The 24,244-nt window shown below is 46.5% G+C and carries 24 protein-coding genes; 17 read left to right on the top strand and 7 right to left on the bottom strand.

Annotation, left to right across the window (positions count from 1 at the left end; genetic code table 11):
- Window positions 1-123: 123 nt before the first annotated feature.
- Window positions 124-366, bottom strand: coding sequence for a hypothetical protein (locus ACETMN_RS29050; RefSeq protein WP_091019186.1), 243 nt, complete (start codon window positions 364-366; stop codon window positions 124-126).
- 331 nt (window positions 367-697) lie between these two features.
- On the opposite strand from ACETMN_RS29050, the gene ACETMN_RS29045 reads away from it, so the two are divergent.
- The 3 genes from ACETMN_RS29045 (at window position 698) to ACETMN_RS29035 (ending at window position 4,272) form a co-directional block, all read left to right on the top strand.
- Complete coding sequence (locus ACETMN_RS29045; protein ID WP_411735457.1) at window positions 698-2,413, top strand: DUF6138 family protein; 1,716 nt, start codon at window positions 698-700, stop codon at window positions 2,411-2,413.
- Window positions 2,414-2,503: 90 nt separating this feature from the next.
- Window positions 2,504-3,556 carry a hypothetical protein gene (locus tag ACETMN_RS29040; RefSeq protein ID WP_411735456.1) on the top strand — a complete coding sequence of 351 codons (1,053 nt, stop codon included), beginning with the start codon at window positions 2,504-2,506 and terminating at the stop codon, window positions 3,554-3,556.
- Between the two features lie 35 nt (window positions 3,557-3,591).
- Window positions 3,592-4,272: a hypothetical protein gene (locus ACETMN_RS29035; protein WP_411735455.1), complete on the top strand. Its 681-nt coding sequence runs from the start codon at window positions 3,592-3,594 to the stop codon at window positions 4,270-4,272.
- Window positions 4,273-4,360: 88 nt separating this feature from the next.
- On the opposite strand, the gene ACETMN_RS29030 is transcribed toward ACETMN_RS29035, so the two are convergent.
- Window positions 4,361-5,467, bottom strand: a complete 1,107-nt coding sequence (locus ACETMN_RS29030) for a stalk domain-containing protein (RefSeq protein ID WP_091019191.1) — start codon at window positions 5,465-5,467, stop codon at window positions 4,361-4,363.
- A gap of 193 nt (window positions 5,468-5,660) precedes the next feature.
- On the opposite strand from ACETMN_RS29030, the gene ACETMN_RS29025 reads away from it, so the two are divergent.
- The gene (locus ACETMN_RS29025; RefSeq protein ID WP_411735454.1) at window positions 5,661-6,551 is read left to right on the top strand and encodes a phosphotransferase; all 891 of its coding nucleotides are present in this window, start codon (window positions 5,661-5,663) and stop codon (window positions 6,549-6,551) included.
- Here ACETMN_RS29025 and ACETMN_RS29020 read toward each other — a convergent pair.
- The gene (locus ACETMN_RS29020; RefSeq protein WP_105601930.1) at window positions 6,548-6,754 is read right to left on the bottom strand and encodes a hypothetical protein; all 207 of its coding nucleotides are present in this window, start codon (window positions 6,752-6,754) and stop codon (window positions 6,548-6,550) included. The two genes, ACETMN_RS29025 and ACETMN_RS29020, sit on opposite strands and share 4 nt — an antisense overlap.
- A gap of 335 nt (window positions 6,755-7,089) precedes the next feature.
- Between ACETMN_RS29020 and ACETMN_RS29015 the strand changes: the two genes are divergently transcribed.
- The 10 genes from ACETMN_RS29015 (at window position 7,090) to ACETMN_RS28970 (ending at window position 17,845) form a co-directional block, all read left to right on the top strand.
- Window positions 7,090-8,712: a copper amine oxidase N-terminal domain-containing protein gene (locus ACETMN_RS29015; RefSeq protein WP_411736445.1), complete on the top strand. Its 1,623-nt coding sequence runs from the start codon at window positions 7,090-7,092 to the stop codon at window positions 8,710-8,712.
- Window positions 8,713-8,899: 187 nt separating this feature from the next.
- Complete coding sequence (locus ACETMN_RS29010) at window positions 8,900-9,349, top strand: disulfide oxidoreductase (protein ID WP_091019195.1); 450 nt, start codon at window positions 8,900-8,902, stop codon at window positions 9,347-9,349.
- 43 nt (window positions 9,350-9,392) lie between these two features.
- Window positions 9,393-9,812: a FixH family protein gene (locus ACETMN_RS29005; protein ID WP_411735453.1), complete on the top strand. Its 420-nt coding sequence runs from the start codon at window positions 9,393-9,395 to the stop codon at window positions 9,810-9,812.
- A gap of 91 nt (window positions 9,813-9,903) precedes the next feature.
- The gene (locus ACETMN_RS29000) at window positions 9,904-10,884 is read left to right on the top strand and encodes a LacI family DNA-binding transcriptional regulator (RefSeq protein ID WP_411735452.1); all 981 of its coding nucleotides are present in this window, start codon (window positions 9,904-9,906) and stop codon (window positions 10,882-10,884) included.
- Between the two features lie 161 nt (window positions 10,885-11,045).
- Entirely contained in the window at window positions 11,046-12,374 is a 1,329-nt protein-coding gene (locus ACETMN_RS28995) for an ABC transporter substrate-binding protein (protein ID WP_411735451.1), read from the top strand.
- Window positions 12,375-12,521: 147 nt separating this feature from the next.
- A complete protein-coding gene (locus tag ACETMN_RS28990) occupies window positions 12,522-13,406 on the top strand; it encodes a carbohydrate ABC transporter permease (RefSeq protein ID WP_091019202.1) in 885 nt (294 codons plus the stop codon).
- Complete coding sequence (locus tag ACETMN_RS28985) at window positions 13,403-14,233, top strand: carbohydrate ABC transporter permease (RefSeq protein ID WP_373419887.1); 831 nt, start codon at window positions 13,403-13,405, stop codon at window positions 14,231-14,233. The genes ACETMN_RS28990 and ACETMN_RS28985 overlap by 4 nt, the downstream gene beginning before the upstream one ends.
- Before the next feature lie 45 nt (window positions 14,234-14,278).
- Window positions 14,279-15,841: a glycoside hydrolase family 32 protein gene (locus ACETMN_RS28980; protein ID WP_091019204.1), complete on the top strand. Its 1,563-nt coding sequence runs from the start codon at window positions 14,279-14,281 to the stop codon at window positions 15,839-15,841.
- An 83-nt stretch (window positions 15,842-15,924) separates the two neighbouring features.
- The gene (locus ACETMN_RS28975; protein ID WP_411735450.1) at window positions 15,925-17,418 is read left to right on the top strand and encodes an alpha/beta hydrolase family protein; all 1,494 of its coding nucleotides are present in this window, start codon (window positions 15,925-15,927) and stop codon (window positions 17,416-17,418) included.
- Window positions 17,419-17,443: 25 nt separating this feature from the next.
- Complete coding sequence (locus ACETMN_RS28970; RefSeq protein WP_091019207.1) at window positions 17,444-17,845, top strand: MerR family transcriptional regulator; 402 nt, start codon at window positions 17,444-17,446, stop codon at window positions 17,843-17,845.
- 90 nt (window positions 17,846-17,935) lie between these two features.
- Here ACETMN_RS28970 and ACETMN_RS28965 read toward each other — a convergent pair whose 3' ends face one another.
- The 4 genes from ACETMN_RS28965 to ACETMN_RS28950 form a co-directional block, all read right to left on the bottom strand.
- On the bottom strand, window positions 17,936-18,613 hold the full coding sequence (locus ACETMN_RS28965; RefSeq protein ID WP_091019210.1) for a succinylglutamate desuccinylase/aspartoacylase family protein: 678 nt from the start codon (window positions 18,611-18,613) through the stop codon (window positions 17,936-17,938).
- A gap of 96 nt (window positions 18,614-18,709) precedes the next feature.
- Window positions 18,710-19,678: an ATP-binding cassette domain-containing protein gene (locus ACETMN_RS28960; RefSeq protein ID WP_091019384.1), complete on the bottom strand. Its 969-nt coding sequence runs from the start codon at window positions 19,676-19,678 to the stop codon at window positions 18,710-18,712.
- A 22-nt stretch (window positions 19,679-19,700) separates the two neighbouring features.
- Window positions 19,701-20,501 (bottom strand): ABC transporter permease, encoded by an 801-nt coding sequence (locus ACETMN_RS28955; RefSeq protein WP_091019211.1) that lies wholly within the window; start codon window positions 20,499-20,501, stop codon window positions 19,701-19,703.
- The gene (locus ACETMN_RS28950; protein WP_091019213.1) at window positions 20,498-21,274 is read right to left on the bottom strand and encodes an ABC transporter permease; all 777 of its coding nucleotides are present in this window, start codon (window positions 21,272-21,274) and stop codon (window positions 20,498-20,500) included. Before ACETMN_RS28950 ends, ACETMN_RS28955 begins: the two co-directional genes overlap by 4 nt.
- 305 nt (window positions 21,275-21,579) lie before the next feature.
- Between ACETMN_RS28950 and ACETMN_RS28945 the strand changes: the two genes are divergently transcribed.
- The 3 genes from ACETMN_RS28945 to ACETMN_RS28935 all read left to right on the top strand — a co-directional run bounded on the left by ACETMN_RS28945 (window position 21,580) and on the right by ACETMN_RS28935 (window position 24,230).
- On the top strand, window positions 21,580-22,431 hold the full coding sequence (locus ACETMN_RS28945; RefSeq protein ID WP_411735449.1) for a DegV family protein: 852 nt from the start codon (window positions 21,580-21,582) through the stop codon (window positions 22,429-22,431).
- Window positions 22,432-22,635: 204 nt separating this feature from the next.
- Window positions 22,636-23,301 carry a response regulator transcription factor gene (locus tag ACETMN_RS28940; RefSeq protein WP_317452004.1) on the top strand — a complete coding sequence of 222 codons (666 nt, stop codon included), beginning with the start codon at window positions 22,636-22,638 and terminating at the stop codon, window positions 23,299-23,301.
- Entirely contained in the window at window positions 23,298-24,230 is a 933-nt protein-coding gene (locus ACETMN_RS28935) for a sensor histidine kinase (protein ID WP_091019218.1), read from the top strand. The genes ACETMN_RS28940 and ACETMN_RS28935 overlap by 4 nt, the downstream gene beginning before the upstream one ends.
- Window positions 24,231-24,244: the final 14 nt, after the last annotated feature.

Below are 24,244 nucleotides of genomic sequence, written 5' to 3'. Positions count from 1 at the left end.
TTACAGAGCAGGGGAGAGCTGATGGATTCATCAGTCTACCCTGCTTTTTTTGTCTCGAATAACAATTATGGAACAATAGAGCCTTTGGAGTTATAACTAACAATCTATATCATACATAATCATTTAGGACTCGCCGCGGACAAACGTCACGTTTTTTCCTAAAATCACATTCTCTACCTTCCATCCGGCATTTAACCAAGATAGTGCCTGTGTATGATTATTGGAATTATTTACCCACCATTGTTCGCGATTATACGCTGTAGGGGGTAACGTAAATCCGAGAATTTCCTCAAGCTCTGCATATGTAAGGGTGATTGCAACCTGATTCAAATAGTTTTCCAAAGGGAAGTATTTGCTGTAGCTCATTTCGTCTGACCTCCTGAAAAGGAATACAATGATTATACAACGTCGGGATGATGATAGCGAGGGCATACCGAGAGCCTACATAGATATGAAAGGCATCCGTAGATCTCTTTGACTAGGGCGTGTCTTAAATACCACTTATGGGCAGCTTTCACCACCTTTTCTCCCCCTGCTGCCTTATTGTTCCCGGTGTACTTGAGAGAGTAAAATAATAGGTAGTATACGAACATCAATACGTATTTATAACAGAGATGCCCCGGATTGGTCCGGGATTCATAGAGGTTCAAGTTTGGTTGATGAACATCATTAGATGCATGGGAAGGCAGGAGATTGGATGAGTACACTTTATGACCAGGCAATGGAAGAGATGATGACGACAATTCATGAATGGTTTGATGAACAGGAAAAGCGGGATGACTTGGAAAATGTTACGAAGCGAACTACGCTGCAAATAGGCATTTTCAATGATATTTTGCTGGATTATAGACCTGGACGGACTACAGTAGACAGTGTGGATCTGGGTTTGGATGATGGTCTGAAATCGAAGCAGGCAGGAGCCTTTACCGATGAACAGGTTCGTAATGAGATTGGACCTAAGCTTGTAGAGGTTGTTCAGGGAAGACTGGACAAGCTGGCAGATTCCCCGTTGATTGACTATCGATTTACCTTCCGTGGTAAATTCCCTACAACAGAAGGAAAGCTGCAACTGACTTTGCTGGAATATATCAATGAAGAGAAAAAGCAGCAGTTGCTTGAGCGTATTCATACATACATTGAGCAGAAGCTGGAGAACGGTGCATATCCAACAAAGCCGTTGGAATCCTTCTTTTTGACGCGTCATCTGCTTGATCCTACACTGTTTCCTGAACTGGATGTGGCATGGACCATCAGGCAGTATGACCGGATTCAAGAGTTGAATCAGGGTCGTCCGGAGGCACTTGCCGAGCATCGTGGTGATATTACTCGTGCGGTGACGGCATGGGCGGAGAATCAGTTTTTGCCACAATATTATGATGTGCAGTCTTCTGAATATCGTACCAATGAATATTCGCTTAAGCCAGGAGCGACGTTGGAATGGGATGTTGAATCACGGACAGACCAATCGTCGGATAAGATGCAGAAGGCGCAAATACCCGGGACTCACCCCATAGATCTGCTGTTATACGCGGCGGTGTTGATTCTACGATTTGAGCCGAATTATAGCAAAGCTCAAGGTCAGACTTTCCTGGAACTCGCGAAGCAACTCGGCAGCAGACGTGCGGCACTGATGATGACGGAAGGCAGCGGGACGTATGCGAAAGAGGATATTCATTTGAAAACGGAAGAAGTAGAATGCAAAGCAAATGATGTATTTGCTCTGATTAATATTCACATTCGTAAGGAAGTGCCGGGTGCCTATCAACAGGTACTTACCTTTATCACTCATTTATTGAAACAGGGCTTTCCGAAAAGTTATAAGATCAAGCTCAAGTCCAGCGTAAAGCAGTATTTGCCGATCAAAGGACTCGCGAAGTCGGATACCCACCGATTCTTTGCCAATGCACTGGAGTATCCGGAGCTACATCCACTCCTTGAAGAGTATGCGCGTGAGGCTATCCAAGAGTTTGAGTTTTATGAGGATACCGAGGGAGAGAAAAACGGTATGCCAGGCAGTTATGCAACCTTTGGGCTGGGGCTCGTGGATGAGCGGTATTTCCCGCTGATTGAATATTACATGGGCGAAGTGGATGATGAGCATCAGTTAATTCAGGATAAGTTCATTGCTGCATTTGTGGAAAAACAGGGTGTAACGGCTCAATCCATACCTGCGTTAGTCACCAGCTTGCGTCGTTCGACGGATAGTCTGAAGCTGAAGATTCAGCCCGAGCTGGAGAATGAGGAAATACTCGAACTGTTGGTTAGACAGATTCAAGAACTTGAGTATTATGAAGCGGAACGTGTACTCTATCCGATCTTTGGCAAGGTGGATAAGCTCTCAACGCTCGCTCGCAAAGCGGAGGGAAGACGGAAGGAATTATTGCTGGAACTGTTGCAGGCCGCAGGGAAATAAAAATGTAAACAAGACAAGTCAGATTGTGCTGTGCCAGCCAGTAAAGCATTTTGGAGAAGTGGAAGTGTATAAGTAAAGGTGGGGAGAGTTATGGAAGCATTAAGACGGGACATGTGGCAGGAGTTGAATGCCCAGGACAAAGAGGCTTGGATGCGTAAGCTGGTTCATCAGTTACCGGAAGGTATGGTATATGAAGGACTTGAAACATTTGAGCGATTCGGTCAGCGAATCCAGACAGGTGTATTTACGGAGGATGGGCTTAGATTTGTATTTGTGCCTGGAGATCAAGTCACGCTCGGCTGGGATCGTTGGCAACATGGAATGAACGAAGAGACCTCAGCCGATCTGCATGGGACAGTCAGTGAGTATGGTGTGGAGGACGTGGATTCGTTTCTGGCGAGTCAGATGTCACCTGTCAGAACGGTTAACATTGCGCCCATGCTCGTGGAATGTGAGACCATTTCGCTGGGCTGGATTGAAGTGTCCGAGGAGGAAGCCTTCGTGCAGGAAGATTCTGATTTTCCGGCAGCACTGGAGCAGTTTAAACAGTCGGAGATCCGTGAATATGAATTGCATCAACAATTCCGTCTGATTCGCCAAAGTGAAGATGAAGTGCGAATCCTGTGGTTCAACGAAGGAATAGAGCTGGAAGACGTTGTGAGGGAGGAAGCTGCGGCGGGTTTTGGTTTGCTGACCGAAGACGAATGGGAGTACATCTATGGCGGCGGTTGTCGCACATTATTTCCCTGGGGAGACAGCTTTGACTATACAATGAGATTGAAGCACTTTGGCAGTCTGGAAGGCGTGGATGAGATTGTGGATGGATCGGCAGAGACGGCCTCTTCACGAGTTGAAGAAAAGGATGATCGTGCTTATGATCTGGAACTGCCGAATTTCTTTGGCATAAAGTTTGCTGGTGATCCCTACAAATATGAGCTTACGCTAGATTCGGCTGGGGATGTGATGCCCAAAGGCGGAGACGGCGGGAGTCTGATATGTGGTGGTACAGGGCCGCTGGTTGGTTTCTTGCCTGCTGCTGCGGTATATTATCGAGACGTTAATGCCAGTGAACTCGACTGGGAGGATTTGATGGATGCGATGTACTATCGCAGGGTTGTTCGTTTAACGGACAGGACATTGTAGTTATGACGAAACGTATCTATCAAGGAAGAGCTATTATGGCGAACAATAAACGTTCAAAACCGTATGAAGTTTCATCTTATGTTATCTATGCAGTAGATGGTATTCGGCTGAGTGCAGGTATACTTGTCCTGTTTTTTCTTAATGTATTTCTGCTTATTCCCGTGTTCAGTGTCCCGTTCCAATCGCTGTATGCGTATATTCTCGTGCCACCGCTAGCCTTTATGAATATATGGGCGATTGCCCTGATTGTTGCCCCACGCAGACTCCAACTGAATTATGTACTGTTCCGAGGCGTATTTGGCATCGTTTGTTCTGTGGGATTTATGGTAACTATACAGAAGTTTGCCTACGGGACACTTGGTCTGTCGACACCTTGGTACGCCATTGGATCATTTGCGGTATATGGTTTTGCCTTATTCCAATACGTGAAGTTTCGTTTGCGTAGGTTGCAGCAGCCCCCTCAGCGTAAAAAAGGGGATAAGAGCACGGGTGTGCCTGTTACCACATTAACCTTGATTACGGGCGGAGCATATCTTCTGGCCAATATTTCACTGGCCTTTGTTACACAGCAGGCTGTGGTTGTTGTGCTAATGTCTGTATACATTATGCTGGCTCTTGTGGTGTTCCATTTTATCATGGACTTGCATCGGTATTACTGGCTTCGCCAAGTCATGAATAAGGCAGAGGTCTTTGAAGCAGAACTTGAGAATACGTAACACACATCAAATCAGCCCCAGATCATAAAGTGGGACCGAAATGATGTGTGTTTATATTTCCTATTTCGATCTAAGGATCGTGCATCGTTTATTTCACTTTTTGTACAGATACCGCCATTTGCTCCAGTTGAGTGTGAGTCAATTGGTTATTCGGCGAGCTGATGGTTACATAACGATCGTCCAGCTTGAATGTGAGCATATCCGTTTGATCCGGTGTATACCATTTGGCTGATACGCCATTAGGCAGTTTTACCGTTTTGCCATCATAGCTGAACGAGTAGTCTTTAGGGGATACCGTGACATTCATACGATTGAAAACAAAGTTTACACCATCACCGCCTGCACCTACGCTTTTGAACGTATCTCCAGCAACCATATGTTGAGGGGCATAAGCAGTGGTGAATCCGTCAAACTTCGCAAATGCCTTACGCATGTTATCCAATTGTTGTTTGCTATAGTTCACATCAGCGAATGCAGTGGTCCCTTGATCGTTGCTGCCAGTTGCCTTTTGAACAGAGACCGCGACTTGTTGCAACTGAGTTTGGCTCAGCTTATGATCCGGGGAGCTAAGGGTAACGTAGCGATCATCCAGTTGGAAGGTGAGCATGCCCGTTTGATCGGGTGTGTACCACTTGGCGATAACGCCATTGGACAGTTTAACGTCTTTGCTCGTATAACCGTCCGAATAATCTCTTGGAGATACATCCACTTTCATATGGTTGAAAACAAAGCTGACGCCGTCGCCACCTGCACCTACACTTTTAAACGTGTCACCTGCGATCATCTGCTGAGGGGCATAAGCTGTTTCAAACCCATCGAATTGGGCAAAAGCTTTTTGAATTGCCGCTTTTTGTGCAGCGCTATACGTTACATTCGTCAGGGCTGATGGATTGGTTGTTGCTTGGCCAATAATGACCTGACCTTTTTTGCCGTCATAGGATACAGGTATATGCAACGCATCTGCAAGTGCACGTACAGGCAGGTAAGTAGAGTTGTTATAGGTAATTGGAGCCAGTTTGTTGCCGTTGCCATCCGTTGGTGAATAAGCCGCGCCATCCACATTGAAGCTAATTCCATGGTTAAGGTATGCCGAGATCTTCTCCAGCTGCGTTCCGGCAAATACGCCAGTCGCTCCTGTTAATGTCATGCCCAGTACCATCATCGTTGCTACGGATTTCTTCATGTTTTTTTTCATCATATATCTCTCCTTCAAGTTGGGGTTTGGTTTTGTTTAATGGGCTCGCTGTCCCTTATGGCTTTATATTAAACCCCGAACATATCCAGAATAATTCTGAATTATCTCCAACTTGTAAACATGTGTGTATATACAGGAGACTAGCATCTGTCTGTTGAATAGATCGCTTAGGATGAGGAAACGAGGTGAAGGCATGACTATTTTTCATTACGTGGCAGTTCATTATGATATAGGGAATATTGTAGAATATAATGCCATAAAACACGGTAATAGTTCTAAAGCGATGTTGATTGAGTCTACACAAGGTAAGTTCGTTTTACGTAAACTGAGGAACGAACAACAGGCTTGGATTGAGTATGAATTGGTTCAGGTATTGGCAAGCGTAAACATTTCACCATCCATGGTACAGACAAAATACAAGATTCCGTATATTACATATAATAATGAGATTTATAATTTGCAGATCTACATACAGGATTTGCTTCCGCGTTCCCAAAGTAACATTGACTTTGTTCGGTTAGGTCAGGTGATCGGTCTTTTTCATCGTACGACGAGTCATCTTAAGGTTGCTGGTATGGAAGATCGTTTCGAGTTATCTCAATTATGGAGTGAGGTTTCCAATGTAGTGTTAGCTTCGTCATCTGAACAAATTCGTACTTTAGCCCAGCTTACAGTGGAGTGTCTGGGATTTCGCAAGACGAACCATTCAGTCATTCATGGGGATCTGGGCATGTGGAATTTGTTGTTTACAAAAGAGTCCATCTACATTATTGATTTTGGTGAAGTAAGAATGGACGATCATCATTTTGATCTGGCAGCTGTACTGACTTCTACAATTCCCTCATTAACACATAGGCAAGAACTTGGAAAGATTATGGCTGACTTTGAAGAGGGTTATGTGCAGGAAAATGCTAATTTTAACAGGAGGCAGCTTTACGAACAGTTACAAGTATGGATGTTACGCGGATTTTTGGCAGTAATCAGGGAGAGGGGAGATGGCCCCTCAGCCATTGGATATGTAGAACGAAAACTTAAGCTGCTAGGCATGTTTGAACGTATTCTTTGCCGAATCGAAACATTTTAGTTGAAAAGATAGAGGATTAGTCCGCCAAAACCCAGTACAATTGCACCAACGTATACATAGGAAAGTTTACTGAGGTTTTGCTTTGTGCGACGATCATATTCGGGGTTGCTGGTCTGATTGGCTTTGGAATTACCGATAATCAGGGTAGCAATACCTCCAAACAAGGCGATACCGACAATTAAAACATAAGGCAACCAGGTCATGAATGGACCTCCTTCGCGAATAAGTTGATATGTCTTCATTGTACTTCAGGATAACCTTTGATGTAAGCTTTAATTGAGAAATATAGGGAAATGAAGTATCTGTCTTACAGTATGTAGGTAGTCTTGGATCGGAAAGATCACTATAATTTTAGTTTTTTTTAATTCAAAAAAACCTTGATACATCAGGCATTTACAGCTTTCTTCACGGAAGGCTGTAATTTTTTTTGCCCACAGAGTGATCCAGAATAGAAAACCCTGCGTTACACCCTATGAAGACGACGACGAGGAAAGAAATTATACACAAAACATAATCGAGGAGTGAACACGTAATGAAAATGAAGATGAAGAAGTTTATCGCACCTGTACTTAGCTTGACACTGTTGATGCCGGGGATCGCTGGAGCAGCTTCCGCTCCACAGACACCAATGACAATGATGAAAGCATCCGTAAATACACCTGCGGCTGACTTGAGAGCAAACCTGGACCACCTGCTGTCCGAGCACTTTGCACTCGCAGTAACGGCAATGGCAAAAGCATATGACGGAGCAAAAGATGCAGATGCAGCCTACAAAGCACTCGACCAGAATGCACTGGATATGCAACCAGCGATTGCTTCCCTATATGGTGAGGCAGGTGCCAAAGAATTCGAACGCATCTTCCGCGCTCATAACAAATACACCGATGATCTGGTGAAAGCAACCAAAATGGGCAACCAGGCTGGGATCAAACAAGCACAGGCCAACATCAACGGTTTCGTGGATGAGTTCTCCACGTTCCTGAGCACAGCTACCGAAGGCAAATTGCCAAAGGCAGCAGCCAAACAGGCGCTGAAAGTACATGAAGATCTCGTGCAAAAAGTATTTGATGAGTATGTAGCTGGAGATCACGCTGATGCATACAAGGCTTATCGTGAAGGTTTCAAAGAAATGTTTGACGTAAGTAAGGCGCTTTCCACAGCAATTACTACACAAATGCCTGAGAAATTCAAAAATACCAAAGCGGATACAAAAGCAGCTGATCTGAGATCTGCACTCAACCACTTGGCTTCCGAACACTTTGCGCTTTCGGCTCTGCAAATGCAAGAGGAATTTGATGGACGTACAGCCGCTTCCAACGCACTGATTACAGCTGAAGCTGGAAACACAGCTGACTTCAAAGCAGCGATCGCTTCCGTTTATGGTAACGATGGTGCCAATGCTTTCGAGAAAATTTGGGTAACCAATCACGTTAATGCGCAAAGCGACTATGTAAAAGCTGTTAAAAACAACGATACTGCGGCTCGTGCAGCAGTAGAGAAACGTATTGACGGATTTACAACAGAATTCGCTACATTCCTGGATTCGGCAACAGCTGGAAATCTGCCAAAAGCAGCAGGACAACAAGCACTGACAACACATGAAAATCAAGTGCAAAACGTATTGAATCAATATGCAGCAGGCAATTATGATGCTTCTTATACAACCAATCGTGAAGGCTTCAAAGTGATGTTTGGTGTAGGTCAAGCATTGGGTAATGCCATTGTGACTCAATTTAACGACAAATTCCAAGAGCCAACAACACCAGCACCAGCACCAGAAATGACAACAGTATGGATGCAACTGAACAGCAAAATGCTGAAAATTAACGACAAAACAACCAACATGGACACCACACCAGTGCTTTGGAAAAACACAACCTACATTCCACTGCGTTTCTTGAGTGAAGGTATCGGGGCAACAGTGAAATGGGACAAAAAAGCACAACAAGTAACGGTAATGGCTGGCGATGATACCCTGGAATTCTGGGTGAACAACAACGTTATGGAAGTGAACGGCGTTAAGAAAAACGTGGGTGCAACGGTATTCGTAAACAAAGATGGACGTACGCAAGTACCTCTGCGTTTCATTGCTGAACTTCTGAACTGGGATGTGAAATGGGCACAAAAAGATGGTTCCATTACACTGACTAAATCGATGTAATTGTAGAATTAAATCAGATTAAACCAAAAGAGCTGCCCCATACGGCAGCTTTTTTTGGTTACACCCAAAAGTTCAAATATTTGGTATAATCATCGAGTAATGACCTACATAACAGCTTGAATAGCCGATGGAGTCCAGAATGAGGTATGATAATTTGGTATAAGCAAAATGAAGAGGGGGACAGAGGATGAGTACATCATCAAAATCGGAGCGTCCAGCGAGAAATGTGGATACCCGGTTATTTGTTGCTTGGGCCGTTTCCGTTATTGCAACAGGGGGGAGTCTATATTTTAGTGAGATCAAGGGATATCTACCATGTGATCTGTGCTGGTATCAGCGTATATTCATGTATCCACTAACCATCTTGCTGGGTATTGCCTACTTCAAGGATGACGTGGGCATCACGAAATACGTACTCCCACTTAGTTTTGTCGGTGGTGGCATTTCGTTATATCACGTAACGATCCAGCGTATTTTCTCGGCTACAGGCAACGCCGTTGCATGCGGCAAGGTTCCATGTTATACCGACTATTTGAACTGGTTTGGTTTCATCACGATTCCATTACTCGCACTGGTTGCCTTTATTATCATCATCGTGATGCTGTGGGGCATCGGCAAAACACCAAAATCTTCTTGATAAGAAAGGACAGATGGTGATGAGTGGACAAGCTCGTTGGTTCATGCCCTTCATTATTCTGGTCCTCCTGACAGTAGGATGCTCCTATGAGGAACAGTCACAATCGGGTGAGATGCCAGAGATGATCAAAGTGAAACTTGTCGTTCCAGAGAAGGCTTCTCTTCATAAACCAATACAGTTGCAGGTGAAGCTTACACAGGGAGATGTACCGTTAAGCCATGCCGACAATGTGCAATTTCAGGTCTGGAATGAGCTTGACGATCCGCCTTCTGTATCTCCGGAACAAGGTATGATGACAGCGGACGAACTGGAGAATCAGGGGGCTATTACTGCCAATGAGACAGAGGAAGGGCAATATGAAATCCAGCATACCTTTGAAGAACCAGGCACGTATGTGGTACAGGTCCATGTTACGCACGGAGCTATGCATAGCATGCCGAGAGCGAGAATTATAGCGGAATGAAAGAGCGGGCAGATACCGCGGATTGGTTCAGGGTTAGCAATAGGTTTATAATAATATCTGTATGAAGAATGTTGTAGGAAAAGAGGCTGTTATGGCAACTATTCATGATGTTGCACTCAGGGCAGGAGTTTCTGTAACTACCGTCTCGCGTGTATTAAACAACCGGGGATATATCAGTCAGAAGACTCGGGACAAAGTGTATCAAACCATGAACGAACTGAACTATCGACCCAACGAAATTGCCCGTTCTCTTCTGCGTAAACAATCCAATGTTATAGGCTTGATTATTCCCGATGTATCCCATCCATTTTTTGGAGAACTGGCTAACTATGTTGAGTACCATGCATACCAGAATGGATTTAAAATTATGTTATGCAATTCCCACATGGACCCTTCCAAAGAGCGTGAATATGTGGAAATGCTCAAGGGTAATCGCGTGGATGGCATTATTATGGGAAGTCATACATTGGAAGTCGATGAGTATATGAACTTACATTCCCCAATCGTGACCTTTGATCGTAAGATCGGTGAAGACATCCCCTTTATCTCATCTGATAACTATCAGGGAGGGGTTATGGCTGCTGAATTGCTGCTCTCGAAGAACAGACGGAATCTGGCACATATCTGCGGTAATTTGGAATTGCAAATGCTGTCCAATCGCCGGACGACAGGTTTCGTTGATACATTGCAGGCTCATGGAGTCAAGCCGGTCATGATTCATGAAACCGATCTGAATGTGTTTGATCAGCATCAGTATACGGAATTGGTGGATAAGCTGCTTGCACAACACCCGGAGGTGGATGGGCTCTTTGTAACGAGTGATCTGATGGCGGTGCATGCGCTGAAGCAGATCATGTTAGGTGGGCGCAAGGTACCTGACGATATTGCTATTGTAGGTTATGATGACAGTCGTGCGGCAGCGTATACGTTGCCTGGCATAACAACGATCAGGCAGCCGGTGGAGGCCATGGCTAAGCTGGCGATTGATCTGATTCGGCGCCAGCTCGCGGAAGAGAAGATCGGAATGGAGCATATTTTGCCAGTTACCTTAGTGGAGAGAGAGACGACCTGATACAGGTCGTTTTTTCCTGTTTGTCCTTTTGCCACGAAAAAAAAAGGCGCAATAATTTTTTTTTGAATGGTATGTCAAACGATTGACATGTCAAACCTTTGACATTATAATTCGATTTGTAAGCGTTTCCTTTTAAACTACTGATCGGGGGCCATAACAAGATGAAAAGAGAACAGAGATGGATGATGAAATTATCGGTATTGTCTTTGATTATGATGCTTGTATTGTCGGCATGTGGAAGTAAAGCAGCGACGGAGTCCAACTCCTCCTCAAAGGGGAGCAGCAGTGAGAGTGTCAAAATCACCTTGCTCAATTCCAAGTCGGAAATTAACAGTCAGCTGGAGCAAGCGGCTAAAGACTTCCATGCCGAAAATCCAAATGTCACACTTGAAATTGTACCTGTAGGAAGTGGACAGTCTCCGTTTGAAAAAGCGTCTGCTTTGTATGCTTCCGGCAGCCCTACAACGATGATGATGCTGGATACAGGGGATGTCGAGAAATTCAAGGATCGTGTTCTGGATCTCACATCCGAGTCTTGGATGAAGGACGCTGTGGAGAATAGCACAGCGGCTACAACGTTTGATGGCAAAAATTATGCCTTCCCGTTCTCTATTGAAGGTTATGGATTCATCTATAACCAGAATGTTTTGGATCAGGTGGTAGGTGGGACATTCGATCCAAAGTCTGTACAGACCACTGCACAGCTTGATGAGCTGTTTCAAAAGATCGCTACTACTGGAAAATCACCTTTGATTGTATCTCCGATGGATTGGTCACTTGGTGCGCATTATCTGGGGCTTGCATATGGTGGGCAGTCGCCGGATCGTGCGAAGGTGGATCAATTCATTACGGATCTGAAGGCAGGTCAAGTGGACCTTGCTTCAAACGCCGTGTTTAATGGCTTGTTAGATACATTTGATCTGATGAAAACCTACAATATTGACAAGGCTTCTCCACTTTCCGGAACCTATGAGCGTGGACCGGAGGTGCTTGGCAAGGGTGAGGTTGGCATATGGTTCCAGGGCAACTGGGCATGGCCACAAATTTCAAGCTTTGATACAGCAGATGGAAAATACGGCTTCCTGCCGGTACCTGTGAGCAATAATGCGGATGATTTCGGTAATACGCAAATCTCTGCTGCCGTATCCAAACGAATATTGCTGGATAAGGAAAAGAGCACACCAGCGCAGCAGGAAGCTGCGAAGAAATTTTTGGAGTGGATTGTTTATAACGAAAAAGGTCAGGATTTCCTGGTGAATCAAGCCAGTATTATTCCGGCATTCAGCAACATTACACTGGAGCCAACCGATCCGCTTGGCAAATCCATTAGTGAATACATCAAGGCAGGCAAAATCGAGGAATCAATGAGTACACTTCCTGCGGATCACTGGTCCAAACTGGGTGCATCTATGCAGAAATACTTGGCTGACGTCATTGACCGTGCCGGACTTGCCAGCGAAATTCAGGCATACTGGAGCAACGTGAAATAAAGGAGTTAATTTTAGCCCTGAGCAGCACATAGAGAGAGACTTGCGGTACGCCGGAGATGATGAATATACAGCTTCCACACGAGGTCTGTTCGACTTGTTTCCGGCATAACCGTTAGGCTAATCATTTGGATAGAGTGGAGGTTGACAATGCTGACCGAAAAAGGATTATGGACACGTCTGCGGACCCGTCTGATCTTTACTGGCCCGACATTATTTGCGTTTGCTACAGTGATGATTATTCCATTTCTGTATGGTATTTATTTGACGTTTACGAACTGGGATGGCATCGCCATCGATCAAAACTTTGTTGGCTGGGATAATTATATTGGTGTGTTCAAGGACACCGTGTTCTGGAAATCATTCGGGATGACGCTGGAGTACGTATTTATTACCGTTGTGCTCACCAATGCAGTTGCTTTCCTGCTCGCTTATGCTGTAACCCGGGGAATGAAGGCGCAGGGCTGGTTTCGGGCCGGATTTTTCCTGCCGAATCTGGTGGGTGGAATCGTGCTTGGTTTCATCTGGCAGTTTATTTTTAATCAGGTACTCGTCTTTGCGGGACAAAAAATGAACCTCACTCTGTTTTCCACCTCCTGGCTGGCTGACCCGGACAAAGCGTTCTGGGCACTCATTGTGGTGACCGTTTGGCAGTATGCCGGCTATATGATGGTTATCTACATTGCAGGACTGATGAATGTGCCGAAGGATGTTATGGAAGCAGCCAGCATAGATGGGGCAAGTAATCGCAAAATGCTGGCGCGCATTGTATTGCCGCTGATGGTTCCTTCGTTTATTGTCTGCATCTTTTTGTCACTGCAACGGGGATTCATGGTGTATGATCTGAACGTCTCCCTGACCAGTGGCGGGCCCTTCAAGAGCACCGAGATGGTATCCATGCATGTCTATGAGCAGGCCTTTCTTGCTCGTGACTACGGATTGGGGCAGGCAGAAGCCTTTGTGCTGTTTATCCTCGTGGCCGCCATTACACTGCTCCAGGTTTATTTCAGCAAAAAACTGGAGGTCGAGGCATGATGGCTGGACAATCGCGCATTTTCAACTGGATAAAGTTTAGTGCATTAATCGTTGTGATGATTTTGTTTGTATTTCCGTTTGTACTTCTCATCGTCAATTCGTTCAAGGCTAACCAGTCAATTACTTCCGATCCGCTGGGGTTACCAAGCTCCTTTCAATTCGATAATTATGTCAATGCGTTTGACAAAATGGGATATGTATCCGCCTTCAGCAATTCGTTGCTCATAACCATTGCAGGTGTATTACTGATTGCTCTTTTTGCGGCGATGACAGCCCATTACTTTGTTCGCCACAATAGCAAGGTGAATCAGTATCTCTTTTTCCTGATGGTAGCTGCGATGATTATTCCGTTTCAGGCTATTATGATTCCGCTGGTTAAAATATACGGCTCGCTCAGCCTGCTGGATAACAAGTGGTCGCTGATCTACATGTATATTGGCTTTGGCAGTCCGCTCGCCGTATTTATCTATCATGGCTTTATCAAAAGTATTCCCCTGGAGCTTGAAGAAGCGGCTCTAATGGATGGCTGCGGTAGAGTGCAAACCTTTTTTCGAATCGTACTGCCTGTGTTACTGCCAACAACCGTAACGATTAGCGTGCTGAATGTATTGTGGATATGGAATGATTTTCTGCTGCCTTCCCTGGTGTTGACTTCATCCGAGCAGCGTACGCTGCCGCTGTCCACGTTTTATTTTTATGGGACATACACAGTCGATTACGGTCCATTGATGGCTGGTCTGGTCTTGACCCTGCTGCCAGTACTGATCGTTTATCTGTTTGCGCAGAAGTACATTATTCAGGGGGTCATGCAAGGGGCTATCAAATAAGTTCAGTTGGGTGATATATAGAGAGAGACAGGAGTTGAAGGGCATATGAATCAGGAACGATACGAGAAACAGGAAATAGACACAAGGCAAGAGACAGACCTTGGACTGACGAGTTCTTCGGCTCACACGAAGGAGAGTTATACACTCGCCGGGGCCAACACATATATCAAGGAGCATCGACATCAGGTTGATCCAACCTATCGAATGGCCTATCATTTGATGCCGGAGGTGGGCTGGATGAATGATCCCAACGGCTTCATATACTTTGGTGGGATGTATCATATGTTCTATCAGCATTATCCCTACGAACCGGTATGGGGGCCGATGCACTGGGGCCATGCAGTGAGCCGTGATTTGGTTACGTGGTCGTATCTGCCTGTTGCACTGGCACCCGATCAGAGCTACGACAGTGGAGGCTGTTTCTCTGGAAGTGCGATCGTGCAGGATGGCAAGTTGGTGCTGATGTACACGGGGCATGTGGTGACTGGACCCGACAAGGATAACGATTACTTGCAGACACAGAATATCGCTGTCTCGGACAATGGAATTGATTTTGTCAAAAGCGCGATGAATCCGGTCATTCGACTGGATCAAATCCCAGCGCATACCAGTCCCAAGGACTTCCGTGATCCAAAAGTGTTTGAACGAAACGGTGTGTACTATTGTGTCCTTGGATCGAATGATGCTGCGGGCAAAGGTGTCATTCTGTTATACCGTTCAACGGACTTGCAGGATTGGAGTTATGTTAACATTATGGCCCAGAGTGACGGGACGCTTGGCGACAATTGGGAATGTCCCGATCTGTTCACACTGGATGGTCAAGATGTGCTGATCATGTCTCCGCAGCGCATGCCTGCTCAGGGAGATAACTATCGCAACTTGCATTCGACCGTTTATATAATGGGAACGCTGGATGAAGACCAAGGTGTGCTGAAGTACGAGCAGTACGTTCCACTGGATTGCGGCTTCGACTTTTACGCACCTCAGACGATGGAGGATGCACAGGGACGACGAATCATGGTGGCCTGGATGGATACGTGGGAAACGGAAATCCCGACACAACAGTCTCATGCCTGGGCTGGAGCGATGACGTTGCCGAGACAACTAATTCGCAGAGGAGAACGATTGATATTCCGGCCTCTGCCTGAACTTATACAGTACAGATCGGAAGGCAATGAGCAGTATGGTATACATTTAAGTGGTGATGAACATGATCTTGATCTTGGAATCAGCGGAGACCGTTACGAAATGTATGCTGTATTCGAAGCGGAGCAAGCACAGCACTTTGGGTTGAAACTGCGCACGGGTGAGGACGAAGAAACCGTGATTTCCTATGATGTGCAGCAGCGTCGTCTATGCTTAAATCGCGAGCGGGCGGGACAAGGGCCGGGGGGAGAACGTGCTGCGACCGTGGAACTGCTTGACGGGAAGCTGGAACTTCATATTTTTATGGATGTCAGCTCCATTGAGGTGTTCATTCAGCAGGGAGAGCAGGTAATGACAGGGCGGATATATCCTGGGCCGAACTCAACAGGTATTAAGGCTTTCGCGTCCGGAACGTGTACATTGACCGAACTTCGCAAATGGGATATACGAATTCCTCAATAAATTGTTTCTGAAATTCAGCCTTGACCTTGAAGTATACTTCAAGGTTTATTCTTGTTTCATCAACAACGTTTGGAGGATAAATGATGAAACTAATGGAATGGATACTGGTACTTGTAACGATTGCTGCAGCGTTGTGTATACCTTTGTACTCAAAGCGTCGGAAACTTGCGGCAGGGATGTCGGCTGCCTTGATATTAGCATTGCTGCTTCACGGCATATTAGATTCGTTTCGCGTGATGCTGCTGCCAACGTATCTTGTTGCAGGCATAATCTTCATCGTATTAATCATTAAGGTAGTGAAAGAGTATCGTAACAGAGTCACTGGGTATTTTGCAGAGAAGCAGAAACCGAAATGGCGTTCTTGGCTTCAACTCACGCTGGTTGCGATGCTGGCGCTGGTCTCTGGCGCTGGCTCAGGACTGCTCACTTGGTATTTTCCAGCATTTACGATACCTGATCCTACAGGGCAGTTTGCAATCGGTACATTTTCGCAACAATTGGTGGATGAAACCCGTGAAGAGACGTTTACACCCGAAAGCGGGGACAAGCGGGAACTGATGATTAACGTGTGGTATCCAGTGAACCCGGAGGATGTCAAGGGGATAACTCCTGAGTCTTACCCGTCTGAACTTGGAGAAGCCATCAGTCTGGTATTTGGTATCCCGCCCAAGGTGTTCAGCTACCTTGATACCATTCCGACACATGTGGTTAAAGGCGCAGCCATATCAGACGCAAGCCCTTCTTATCCGGTGGTGCTGTTCTCTCCCGGTGTCCGTTCTGCCCGTTTCCAGAGCATGACTGCTGTCGAGGAGCTGGTCAGCCATGGCTATATTGTTGTAGGTATGGATCATCCGTATACCTCAGCTCGCGTTACCTTCCCCGATGGGCGTAAAGTGTCTTATGAAGCCGGGCCTGAATTTGCAACGTCAGAAGAACTGTATCAATATAATGTTGAGGGCGTAGGCATTCGTGCAGCAGATGCACGTTTTGTACTCGACACGCTTGAACAGTGGAATCGGAATGATCCCAATCAGGTGTTGGAGGGCAAGCTTGACCTGAATCATACAGGCATTATGGGGCACTCTTATGGCGGGGCTACAACAGCCGAAGCACTCGCACAGGATGAACGTTTACGTGCAGGACTCAGTCTGGAAGGCGGCTTCTGGGGTAGCGTCTCCAAGACGTCATTAAAACAGCCTTTTATGTACATCATGTCTGGTGAAACGGCTAAAAGCTTCGATCCGAATGCTACATCCAAAGATAACGTGTTCTACCCTGAGTTTGAGCCGGATCTGGACCATGTGATGACGAGCAGTCTGAATGATACCTATTATCTGAAGGTGGAGAATTTCTTCCATCAAAGCTTTACGGATATTTCATTAATTTCACCGAAACTATTTGCCAGAGGCATGACGCCAGAACATAATGTGGATATAACCAGATCCTATGCGCTCGCATTCTTTGACCGTTATCTCAAAGGAGAGGAGCAGCCGTTATTGCAAGGCCCTGCATCTCAGTTTTCTGAGGTTACTTATGATGCCACGTATACCAAGATACGCAACAAACAAACACAATAAATTCGCAAGGGGTGGAGGAGTAGGCATGGAAACCATGACAAGAGGAATGTTGGCCAAGCGTACAGGTGTGAGTATGGCAACTCTCCGTTATTACGAAGATAGTGGAATTCTGCCTGCTCCCCGTCGTTCCTCCAACGGATATCGGGTGTATACCGAGGATTATCTGGTCAAAATTAAGTTCATTAAGGATGCCCAGTTGCTGGGTTATTCCTTAAAGGAGATACAAGAGACCCTGCAACTGCTCAGCCAGGAAGACATGGAAAAAGATACGTTAAAAACACTCGTCCGTGACCAAATCGCTGATATTCAGAAGCATATTGACCATCTGGAACAGATGCAGATTCATCTGGCACGACTGTTGCATACACCGGAGGACGATATTGACAATTATATTCAATCGTTCAGGGTGCAAAAGAAAGAGTTATAAACTGTAAAACCTCGAACAAAGAGCGCCTTAAGATGTACTTCGGGCGCTCTCTGTCCGAGGTTTCTTTTAGTTCTATTGTAATGTTCTTCATCACGACATGCCCGCCTCACGCAGAAAATGGTGAACAATCTCCGTCTGATACTTGATACGGGTCGCGCGCTTCAGACTCCAGCAGGTCTCCACCGTAACAGAACGGGCTTGTAATAGTCTTGAAGCCGCTGTACGGGCAGATCCCGGCAATTCATGCTGCTTGAGGTTAAAATGACGATCACGAATGGCAATCGATCGATTCATCCGTTCGATAACTCTTCTGCAAGCTGGAATGGTGCGACTGCCGGGATTGGTGATCAACGTCTGTCCAAGCACCCGCGAACTCAGTTGAGACAGGCCGTTGGCTTCATGCAGATCGAGCCACCAGTCGGCCCGATGTTCACGCGCCAAACGAAAAACTGCCGCAGCGAGCGGATGCTTGGCCTTGCCTGACATACGGCGTGGAAACGTACGATTCAGATCTGGCTTGCCTCTGATTTTCTTAACGTAGGCTTGCTGGTTCACGCGTGGCACGATAATTAACAGCCCCCGCTGAATGGCGTGACGACCTGTCGCACAATCATCTGCGAGTTTTTGCGCAGCAGCCATGCTCGCCGTTTCGTTCCCGTGAACCCCGGACGTAATGAACATTACGGGTCCCGGCATCATGCCCCGTACGATGAAATAGGGAGTGGCGTGTACACTGGATGCTGCAAGGACATGTTTGGTCACAAGCATGACGTTTCACCTCCATTAGTACAGTACGCCATGTCCCTCTTTCATGTAACGGCGTAAGAACAGGTCTTCATCCTATTTCCTCACAAAATGGGCCAACTAATACACCCGGTGGATGATATCTTCAAAATCGGGTTCCTTCATCTCCACATCTTCAATCTCACCCCATTGTTCAAGCTGCTTCAGAATGTCCATCGTGCTCCATTCCTTCCGGTTAACTTCGACGGTAACAATCTGCCCTTCCACTCCTGTGATCTGAATGGCGGACGGTATGGTATCAGGCATAAGAAATGAACCCCGATACGTAACTCGGATAAGTGTCGGCAGACCGATAGTGTCACGCAGAGAAGGTATCGAGCCGTCATATGTAAGTTGACCGTGATTGATCACCATCACCCGACTGCATAACTGCTCAATGTCATCCATATCATGGGTGGTCAGCAAAATCGTTTTGCCAAACGTTTCATTTAATGTACGTAGAAATTGACGAATGTTCCGCTTTGCGTTCACATCCAGTCCAATCGTTGGTTCATCGAGAAAAAGCAGTTCGGGATCATGCAGCATGGAAGCTGCGAGATCCGCGCGCATGCGTTGTCCAAGCGAAAGCTTGCGGACAGGCGTGGCCCAGAACGATTCAAGGTCCAGCAGCTCGGCGAACTGGGACAGCCGTCTCTTTTTGTCCTCGGCACGGACACCGTACATCTCGGCCAGAATATCATATGAATCTTTCACGGGCAGATCCCACCAGAGCTGGCTGCGCTGTCCAAACACAACGCCGAGTCGACCCACGGTCCTGCGCCTGTCCTGATGCGGGTTCATACCGTCAAGCCTTACCTCACCCGAGGTGGGGTGCAGGATACCTGTCAGCATTTTGATTGTGGTAGACTTGCCAGCCCCGTTCGGACCGATGTAACCCACAAACTCACCTGGGCCGATATCAAAACTGATATCGCGTACCGCTTCCTTGGACACATATTCACGTGAAAATAACGTACGTAGACCTGAGAAACGTCCTTCACGAATAACAGGAGTTTTGAATTCCTTTTGCAGATGCCGTGCTGTGATCATGTTCATAATTCGTTACGCCTCCTTAGCTACCTGTACTTTGATATTTGGTCATGCCGAATTGCCAGAAACGCAGACTTGCAGCCAAGCTCAGTACGGCAACCGCAGCAACAGCAACAAGGACCCATGCTCCTCCTTCACCCCGCAGTAGATAGAGTGACGGAATATAGTTGACGAATCCCACGGGAATCACCGTTAGCAGAATGCCAGACATCCATTTGGGATATAACGTTAGCGGATATTGGGCAGCCGTTCGTGCTGCATCTTCAGTAATCGTCTGTAATTCCTCGATGCGTGTGGTCCAGAATCCGAGTGTAGCAGTAGCGAGTCCAATGGAAAAGAGAATGACTGCACCCGTCAGGATAATAAACAGGGAGAAGGGAATGGCGATCCAGCCAATCTGTCCGCTATGCATCATGCCTGCCAATGACCAGCAGAGAATGAACCCGCCTTGCAGGACTTCCCCAGCCATGATGCGGAAGTTTTGCGGCAGCAGTGCCAGCAATACGGGCATGGGACGTGTTAACAGTTGATCAAGCTCACCATTAACCAGATATTTTTCCAGATGATGAACTTCGTTTCCGAATGTGCGATACAGTGTTTTGGATAACGTCATGATGGCAAAGAGATAACCGATCTCATGGAGGGACCAGCCTTTAATTGCTCCGAATTTGTGCAGCACGAGAGCAACCATCAGAAACTCGGAGATCTGAATTAAAGCGGCCAGTACGGACGCCATGATGAAATTGAACTTGTATTGCATCCGGCTGCGGATGCTTGTTCGAATCAGCATTTTATATAAATTGAACCAGGAAGTTCGCTTCATCCGCCTTGTACCTCCACTTTACGACGTAACACTTGGGTAATCGCAAGACAGATCAACGTCATACAGACACACCAAAGCAAGGTTCCCCATAACAAGGAGCCATCTTCGAAACCAAGATAGATTCGGGTAGGTACATAGAGCAGGAAAGGGTAGGGGGATATCCAGGCAAGTTGTTCAAGCCAGTCCGGTAGCCATTCCAGCGGAATGAAAAAACCAGCCAGCAGATTCATCATCGCGTGATTGCCCCAGTGAAGCCAGGAGGACTCCGTGGTCCACATCGACGTGGCACCAATAATGTAGTTCATGCAGATGGACAAGTATGCGGCGCCGGCAAGACCAAGTGCGGCATAGAATAGTGTTGAAACGTCTGAGGGCCAATCCAGGGAAAAGACAATGGAGAAGAGCAGGTAGATCGGAATACTTTTGTACACGAACTGGTAGGCAATCTGCCCCCATTCGCGTGCCATCAAGTGGGTGAACAGATGAACAGGCCTCATCAGATCAAGTGCGATCTGCCCTGTCCTGACGGATAAGGGAATACCCAATCCGTTCGTGAGAAAACCCGAGATCCAGAGAGAAGATTGCGTGAACGCAATGTAACTGATCATCCCCTGTGTCCCGTATTCTCCGAGCGTATGGTCGGCCCCGATGCCGATCCAGAGGCAGGCATACATGTAACCAAACATGGCGCTTGCCAAGTTATGTACCATGTGTGCCCCGCGGTATTGCAGATTCCGGGAGTAGGCTTTGGAAGCCAGAGTGAAATAAAGCATGTGACACCTCCGATAAGTGGATTGAACGGCGTTTCCGTTCACTTCAGTCAAGGCGAAAAAGAGAGAAGGACAACAGCATACCAATTTATTCCTTCACAGGCAAGACATTTTTTTAGCTAATAATGGTATTAACAGGGGTGTTCATGATTGCGCCACAAGACAACGGTCTGTCCGTTCATTTATAATTGAGAGGTAGTATCGCAAACGTTTACAATGTGAAATATTCAAATTTTAAATAAACCGCCGGGCTTGTGCTTGACGATTGAAGATACAGAACAAACAATCCGGCAAGAGAGAAGGATGTCATGAAGAAAATTGCATGGGTCACCGATAGTACCAGTACACTGGATCCCGTTTTTGCGGAGCAAAATCATATCTACATCGTACCGCTGCGCATCGTATTTGGAGAGGAATGTTACCGGGAAACCGATGACATTACATCTGAAATGTTCTATGAGAAACTTGCGGAGGCTTCACGTGCGAGCAGTTCGCAGCCACCCATTGGCGAATTCATTGAACTGTATGAGTCGCTCAAAGACAAGTACGATGAGATTATTACGATTCATTGCTCTACAGAGCTTAGTGGAACGCTGCATACGTCCATGCAGGCTGCAGAGATTGCAGGAGTGACGGTGACCGCAATTGATTCGAAGGCAGGTGCCTATCCTCACCGTGAGATGATTATGCAAGGACTGGAATGGCAGAAGCAGGGATGTTCAGCTGCCGAGATCAAAGTAAACATTGAACAGATGATTGATAACATGTCCTTTTACCTCATCCCGGCCAGTCTTCAGAATCTTCATCGCAGTGGACGGGTGTCCGGCACACAGCTAATCATCAGTCAACTGCTCAAGATCCATCTGCTGCTTCGATTTGAAGAGGGCAAAGTGGTTGTGAATGAGAAGATTCGCACGTTCAAGCGAACGAAAGATCGCATGCTGGATATGCTCAAGCTGGATATGGAGAAAGTAAAACATGTGTGCATTATGCATGCGAACAATCAGGAAGAAGCCGTCACGATCAAGAAGCAGATTGCCAATCTGCTCCCTAAATTAAAGACCGAAATCATGCCGTTTATCCCTGTGGTGAGTATTCATGCAGGTGCAGGAACCATTGGACTGTGCTGGATACACAGCGAGAACGGATATAGAGATTAGACGAACAAGCACTCATCTGTAAACGCTCATAGACCTGGCAGGAAACACACTTTATACCGAAGTGTACTTCCTGTCAGGTTTTTCGTATATCATTGCCAATTCAAACAAACTGTGAGGTAATAAAGAAAAAATGTTCATGCTGGAGGGGAAATCGTGTCAAGTTACCGCTTGTTGCTTGTTGAAGATGATCGTTCAATTAGTGAAATGGTCGGACCTTATCTGGAAAAAGAGGGCTACGACGTCACTTATGCATATGACGGCTTAGAGGCAGAACGTCAGTTCAGCCAGTCACAACCCGGGTATGATCTGGTTATTCTGGACCTGATGCTCCCTCGCAAGAGTGGGATGGATGTGCTGCAAAGCATTCGGGCAGTCAGTCTGGTACCTGTGCTCATTCTGTCTGCGAAGGATGGGGAGGTGGACAAAGCGTTAGGTCTGGGCTTCGGTGCAGATGATTACTTGAGCAAACCGTTCTCGTTAATCGAACTGACTGCCCGCATCAAAGCTGCGATTCGCCGCGCCAATTATACGACTCAGCCTGTGGCTGAAGTGGCTAAAGATCAGCGTATTCACATTGGAGGACTCGTAGTTGACATGGAGACGTACGAGGTAGAACGTGAAGGTACACCCGTCAAGCTGACATCCAAGGAATTTGGAATTCTGAAGCTGTTGGTTACCCATCCTGGCAAAGTGTTCACCAAGGCTCAGATCTACGCCTCCGTCTGGAACGATCATTATTATGGAGACGAAAATATCATTAACGTACATATGCGTCGTCTGCGTGAGAAACTGGAGGCAGATCCTTCGGCTCCCCAGTATATCAAGACACTCTGGGGCATCGGATATAAGCTGGAGGCGGAGCAGGGATGACACTGATTTTTGCCAGTACAACAGCTATTCTGGCCATTGCCTTCATTGTATTGTGGTTGAAATTCCGGAAAAGAAACCAACACCTGTCCTATATTCATCAGAAAATATCCGCAATTCTGGACCAAGGCACCTTTGAGCGCTTGCTTGTATTCAATAGTGATGACCAAGTCAGTCAGCTTCTGAAAGACATGAACCAGCTGCTTGACTATGCCCACCGCGCCAAGGCCGGTTATGCGAACCAGGAGAAGGAGATGCGTAATATGCTCTCCAACATTTCACATGATCTGAAAACGCCACTCACGGTTGTGCTGGGTTATAGTGAGACCTTGCTGCACAGTCCATCACTGACCGATCAGGAACGGAAGATTATGACGGAGAAAATACAAGATAAGGCGCAGGAAGTGCTGCGTTTGATCCATTCCTTTTTTGACTTGGCAAAGCTGGAATCTGGAGACACGGAGCTAGTGCTTAGTCGAGTGAATATCAGCGAATTATGCCGGTTGAAGATGCTTTCCTTTTATGAAATGTTGACGAATCTAGGGTTACACGTGGAGCTAGAGATTCCTGATGGTGATATCTTCGTGCAAGCGAATGAAGAAGCATTGGACCGTGTGCTGGATAATCTCATTACCAATGGAATGAAATATGGAGCAGAGGGTAAGGTACTGGGGCTTTCACTGGATCATTCGATCGGTGAACCTGTGACGCTACAGATCTGGGACCAGGGAAAAGGGATTCCTGAGAGCGAGCATAGTCGTGTGTTTGAACGCATGTATACACTGGAGGATTCCCGCAATCGACTCTATCAAGGCAGCGGCCTGGGTCTGACCATTACGAAACGGCTAGTTGAGCGGATGGGTGGAAGTATTCACTTGCATAGTGTGCCACATCAACGGACTGTATTCTCGGTTACCCTAAAGGCTTGGTAGACTCTGAGTTTGGC

Origin of the sequence: Paenibacillus sp. M2 (assembly GCF_046713495.1) — a bacterium.
GTDB classification, from domain to species: domain Bacteria; phylum Bacillota; class Bacilli; order Paenibacillales; family Paenibacillaceae; genus Paenibacillus; species Paenibacillus amylolyticus_B.
The sequence above is the reverse complement of the archived record's forward strand: the minus strand, read 5'-3'. Positions and strand labels throughout refer to the sequence as shown.

Excerpts from the sequence above, each read along its gene's own strand:
- ACETMN_RS29050 (WP_091019186.1), bottom strand. The coding sequence starts at position 366 with ATGAGCTACAGCAAATACTTCCCTTTGGAAAACTATTTGAATCAGGTT.
- ACETMN_RS28940 (WP_317452004.1), top strand. The coding sequence starts at position 22,636 with ATGGTCGGACCTTATCTGGAAAAAGAGGGCTACGACGTCACTTATGCA.
- ACETMN_RS29015 (WP_411736445.1), top strand. The coding sequence starts at position 7,090 with ATGAAGATGAAGAAGTTTATCGCACCTGTACTTAGCTTGACACTGTTG.
- ACETMN_RS29040 (WP_411735456.1), top strand. The coding sequence starts at position 2,504 with ATGGAAGCATTAAGACGGGACATGTGGCAGGAGTTGAATGCCCAGGAC.
- ACETMN_RS29025 (WP_411735454.1), top strand. The coding sequence starts at position 5,661 with ATGACTATTTTTCATTACGTGGCAGTTCATTATGATATAGGGAATATT.
- ACETMN_RS29045 (WP_411735457.1), top strand. The coding sequence starts at position 698 with ATGAGTACACTTTATGACCAGGCAATGGAAGAGATGATGACGACAATT.
- ACETMN_RS28950 (WP_091019213.1), bottom strand. The coding sequence starts at position 21,274 with ATGCTTTATTTCACTCTGGCTTCCAAAGCCTACTCCCGGAATCTGCAA.
- ACETMN_RS29005 (WP_411735453.1), top strand. The coding sequence starts at position 9,393 with ATGCCCTTCATTATTCTGGTCCTCCTGACAGTAGGATGCTCCTATGAG.
- ACETMN_RS28970 (WP_091019207.1), top strand. The coding sequence starts at position 17,444 with ATGGAAACCATGACAAGAGGAATGTTGGCCAAGCGTACAGGTGTGAGT.
- ACETMN_RS28955 (WP_091019211.1), bottom strand. The coding sequence starts at position 20,501 with ATGAAGCGAACTTCCTGGTTCAATTTATATAAAATGCTGATTCGAACA.
- ACETMN_RS29035 (WP_411735455.1), top strand. The coding sequence starts at position 3,592 with ATGGCGAACAATAAACGTTCAAAACCGTATGAAGTTTCATCTTATGTT.
- ACETMN_RS28965 (WP_091019210.1), bottom strand. The coding sequence starts at position 18,613 with ATGCTTGTGACCAAACATGTCCTTGCAGCATCCAGTGTACACGCCACT.
- ACETMN_RS29010 (WP_091019195.1), top strand. The coding sequence starts at position 8,900 with ATGAGTACATCATCAAAATCGGAGCGTCCAGCGAGAAATGTGGATACC.
- ACETMN_RS28980 (WP_091019204.1), top strand. The coding sequence starts at position 14,279 with ATGAATCAGGAACGATACGAGAAACAGGAAATAGACACAAGGCAAGAG.
- ACETMN_RS28935 (WP_091019218.1), top strand. The coding sequence starts at position 23,298 with ATGACACTGATTTTTGCCAGTACAACAGCTATTCTGGCCATTGCCTTC.
- ACETMN_RS29020 (WP_105601930.1), bottom strand. The coding sequence starts at position 6,754 with ATGACCTGGTTGCCTTATGTTTTAATTGTCGGTATCGCCTTGTTTGGA.
- ACETMN_RS28995 (WP_411735451.1), top strand. The coding sequence starts at position 11,046 with ATGAAAAGAGAACAGAGATGGATGATGAAATTATCGGTATTGTCTTTG.
- ACETMN_RS28945 (WP_411735449.1), top strand. The coding sequence starts at position 21,580 with ATGAAGAAAATTGCATGGGTCACCGATAGTACCAGTACACTGGATCCC.
- ACETMN_RS28960 (WP_091019384.1), bottom strand. The coding sequence starts at position 19,678 with ATGATCACAGCACGGCATCTGCAAAAGGAATTCAAAACTCCTGTTATT.
- ACETMN_RS29030 (WP_091019191.1), bottom strand. The coding sequence starts at position 5,467 with ATGAAAAAAAACATGAAGAAATCCGTAGCAACGATGATGGTACTGGGC.
- ACETMN_RS28985 (WP_373419887.1), top strand. The coding sequence starts at position 13,403 with ATGATGGCTGGACAATCGCGCATTTTCAACTGGATAAAGTTTAGTGCA.
- ACETMN_RS28975 (WP_411735450.1), top strand. The coding sequence starts at position 15,925 with ATGAAACTAATGGAATGGATACTGGTACTTGTAACGATTGCTGCAGCG.
- ACETMN_RS28990 (WP_091019202.1), top strand. The coding sequence starts at position 12,522 with ATGCTGACCGAAAAAGGATTATGGACACGTCTGCGGACCCGTCTGATC.
- ACETMN_RS29000 (WP_411735452.1), top strand. The coding sequence starts at position 9,904 with ATGGCAACTATTCATGATGTTGCACTCAGGGCAGGAGTTTCTGTAACT.